Genomic DNA, 3643 nt, shown 5'->3' on the forward strand with positions numbered 1-3643 from the left:
GAATTTCGCGCCGCTTTACCCGGATGATATGGGCCTCTTTGCCAAGGTCGAAACCATCGCCAAGCGCATCTATCGTGCCGACGAAGTGCTGGCCGACACCAAGATCCGCACCCAATTGCACGCCTGGGAACGCGCCGGTTACGGTCACCTGCCGATCTGCATGGCCAAGACCCAATACAGCTTTTCCACCGATCCGAACCTGCGCGGTGCGCCGGTCGGGCACTCGGTTCCGGTGCGCGAGGTGCGGCTTAGCGCCGGTGCGGGCTTCGTGGTGGTGATCTGCGGCGAGATCATGTCGATGCCCGGCCTGCCAAGACACCCGGCGGCCGAGTCGATCCATCTGGATTCCGAGGGCCAGATCGTCGGGCTTTTCTGATCACGCCGAGCGAAAATCGCGGGTAAACGCATGGAAATTCCGGCGCGGATGCTGTTAATGAACCGCAAACGACTCGGGAGATGGCACCATGGCTCAGGCACAGATCATCGACGGCAAAGCCTTTGCGGCGCGCGTGCGCGAAAAGGTGGCGGCCCATGTCGCCCGGCTGAAAGAGGTTCACAACATCACCCCCGGCCTTGCGGTGGTTCTGGTCGGCGAAGACCCGGCCAGCGAGGTCTATGTGCGCTCGAAAGGCAAACAGACCGTCGAAGTCGGAATGGCATCTTTCGAACATAAGCTGCCCGAAGACACCAGCGAGCAAGAGCTGCTGGGGCTGCTGGACGAGCTGAATTCAGATCCGAAAGTTCACGGTATTTTGGTGCAGTTACCGCTGCCTTCTCATCTGAACGAAGACCTGGTCATCGGGCGCATCAACCCCGCCAAGGATGTCGATGGCTTTCACATTTCGAACGTTGGCCTGCTGGCAACCGGACAAAAGGCCATGGTGCCCTGCACGCCGCTGGGCTGCCTGATGATGCTGCGCGAACAGCACGGATCGCTGGCCGGAATGAACGCGGTTGTGGTCGGGCGCAGCAATATTGTCGGCAAACCGATGGCGCAATTGCTGCTGCGCGACAGCTGCACCGTGACCATCGCGCATTCGCGCACCAAGGATATCGAGGCGCTGTGCCGTCAGGCCGATATTCTGGTCGCTGCGGTTGGCCGTCCGCAGATGATCACCGGCGATTGGGTCAAACCGGGCGCCACCGTGATTGACGTCGGGATCAACCGCCTGCCGGCCCCGGAAAAGGGCGAAGGCAAGACCCGGCTGGTTGGCGATGTGGACTTTGAGAGCGCCTCCAAGGTTGCCGGGGCGATCACCCCGGTGCCGGGCGGCGTTGGCCCGATGACGATTGCCTGCCTGCTGGCGAACACGCTGACCGCCTGCTGCCGGTCGCATGGCCTGCCTGAACCGGACGGTCTGACCGCCTGATCAGCCGCGCGGCACCGGCACAATCGTGCCCAACAGCGTCGCCACATGCGATTCCGAGCCATCTTGCGCGCGGGCGAAAACGTCGGCGCGGGTGATCATCAATCGCCGCCCCGGACGGATGACTTCGGCCCGCGCGATCAGATGGGTGCCTTTCGCCGGGGCCAACAGGTGAATCTTCATCTCGCTGGTCAGAACTTCCTGATCCTCATCCAACATGCTTAACGCGGCATAGCCACAAGCCACGTCGCCAAGCGCGAAGCTGGCGGCGGCATGGGCAAAGCCGTGTTGCTGCGAAAACGCGGGCTGAACCGGGGCCTCAAGCGTGCAGGTCCCGGCCTCAAGCGCCTCGATCCGGGCCGCCATGCTGGTCATAAGCCCTTGAGCGGAAAAACTTTCCCGAACACGTTGACGTTGTTTTGATCCCAGCTCGCGTGATTTCATTCGGTGTCTCCTTTTCCGCTTGGGTGTATCATGGCATAAGGCTGAGTGAAGAGCGTGCAGTTTTTACGCAGCGGCTTGGCCGGTCGGGCAAGTGTTGCGGACAATGAATTTTAACGGTTTGGAGGGGGCATGGCCTCGTTCAAGAAAGAGTGGCTTGCCGAAGTCAAAGCGCCGACACCGTGGATTCTGTGGGCGGTTTTGTCGATCGTGGTCGCCTACGCCGGGCCGTTCGGCACCTATGACGGCTTTCCCTTCGCCACGCGCGCGATCTATTGGGTGGGCGTGATCGGCCTGTCGATTTTTGTCGGGATCAGCACGCGAGTGGCTGTGCGGGTGATGTTGCCCCGCCAGAATTATTGGGTGGTCTCGGCGGTTTCAGCGGTGGCAATCTCGCTGGTTCTGGTCTGTCCGCTAAGACTGTTCAGCCTGCAATTGTCTGGTGGCGACAGGCAGGATTTTCCGTCGCTGTTGGAATTCTGGGCGATGATTTTTCTGGTCTCGCTGTCGGTTTCGGCGGTTCGGTCCTTGCTGCACGTTGCGTGGGGCGAACCGACCACACCCGCGACGCCGCGTTTGCTGGACCGGATCGAGCCTGCGTTGCGCGGCCAGATCCTGCGCTGTTCGGCGGTGGATCATTTTGTCGATGTCTACACCGCAAACGGGACCGAGCGTTTGCGGATGCGGTTCTCGGACGCGCTGGCCGAGCTGGACCCGAATGAGGGCTTGCAAGTGCACCGGTCGCATTGGGTGGCGCAAACGGCGGTCAACGGTCATCTGGTGGACAAAGGGCGGCTGTTCCTGCGGCTTCAGGACGGTAGCCTGATCCCGGTCAGCCGCAAATTGCGACCCATTGTTGAAGAACGCGGTTTGATCTGAAAAGTTGGAATACTGCAAATATCGGGGAAATTCCCCGATAAATTGCTGCGTAAATGTGCGAAAACTGCCAACCAAAATCGCCAAAAATCAGTGCACGATTTCCTCTTCCCGCACGAACATGTTGTCCCAGGCGCGGTCGATCAGTTCGGGTGACATCTGATAGGGGATGCCCTCGAATTCGCAGATCGACATCATCTGGTCGATCAGGAATACCGGCTGATAGTTGGCATAGACATTGTCGATCTCGGGATATTTTTCGCGCAGCAGATAGATCAGCGTCTGCTCGTCCAGCGGCATTTTCTTCTTCCGGGCGACCATGGCGAAGATCTTGAGAAAGTCCTCCTGACAGGGGCCATCAATTTTGATCTTGAAGAAAATCCGGCGCAGCGCGGCTTTGTCGAAAATCTCGTTCGGGTGGAAGTTGGTCGAGAAAATCACCAGCGTGTCAAACGGCACTTCGAATTTTTCGCCCGATTGCAGCGCCAGAATATCGCGGTTTTCTTCCAGCGGCACGATCCAGCGGTTGATCAGCGCCTGCGGCGGTTCGGCCTGACGGCCAAGGTCGTCGACGATGAACACGCCGCCGGTGGATTTCATCTGAAGCGGCGCCTGATAGGTGCGGGCGGTCGGGTTATAGACCAGATCCAGCATCGACAGCGACAGCTCGCCACCGGTGACCACGGTGGGCCGGTCACACAGCACATAGCGCGTGTCATAGCGCCCTGACGAGCGGCGCAGCGACCGGGGATCATCGACCTGTTCCTGTGCGGCGCTGTGCACGATCGGGTCATAAACGGTGATGACCTGACCTGCATATTCGACGGCGCGGGGGATATAGATCTTGTCGCCCAATGCATCGCGGATCCCGTTCGAGATTGACGATTTCCCGTTGCCCGGCGGGCCATACATCAGGATCGAGCGCCCGGCTGACACTGCGGGGCCAAGGTGGCTGAGCA

General features: G+C 60.1%; 5 protein-coding genes. 3 read left to right on the forward strand and 2 right to left on the reverse strand.

The features are described from left to right. Both ABYW26_RS11980 and folD read left to right on the forward strand, forming a co-directional pair. The coding region (locus tag ABYW26_RS11980; RefSeq protein ID WP_372605131.1) for a formate--tetrahydrofolate ligase at positions 1–376 on the forward strand (376 nt) is incomplete at its 5' end. 88 nt (positions 377–464) lie between these two features. Beyond that, complete coding sequence (folD, locus tag ABYW26_RS11985; RefSeq protein ID WP_372605132.1) at positions 465–1370, forward strand: bifunctional methylenetetrahydrofolate dehydrogenase/methenyltetrahydrofolate cyclohydrolase FolD; 906 nt, start codon at positions 465–467, stop codon at positions 1368–1370. On the opposite strand, the gene ABYW26_RS11990 is transcribed toward folD, so the two are convergent. After that, on the reverse strand, positions 1371–1742 hold the full coding sequence (locus tag ABYW26_RS11990) for a PaaI family thioesterase (RefSeq protein WP_372605134.1): 372 nt from the start codon (positions 1740–1742) through the stop codon (positions 1371–1373). A gap of 198 nt (positions 1743–1940) precedes the next feature. Between ABYW26_RS11990 and ABYW26_RS11995 the strand changes: the two genes are divergently transcribed. Then, positions 1941–2687 carry a LytTR family DNA-binding domain-containing protein gene (locus ABYW26_RS11995; RefSeq protein ID WP_372605135.1) on the forward strand — a complete coding sequence of 249 codons (747 nt, stop codon included), beginning with the start codon at positions 1941–1943 and terminating at the stop codon, positions 2685–2687. 87 nt (positions 2688–2774) lie between these two features. Here the strand turns inward: ABYW26_RS11995 and ABYW26_RS12000 are convergent. Beyond that, a partial coding sequence (locus ABYW26_RS12000) for an ATPase (protein ID WP_372605136.1) occupies positions 2775–3643 on the reverse strand: 869 nt, incomplete at its 5' end.

This window comes from Actibacterium sp. (genome assembly GCF_041584535.1).
GTDB lineage: Bacteria > Pseudomonadota > Alphaproteobacteria > Rhodobacterales > Rhodobacteraceae > Actibacterium_D.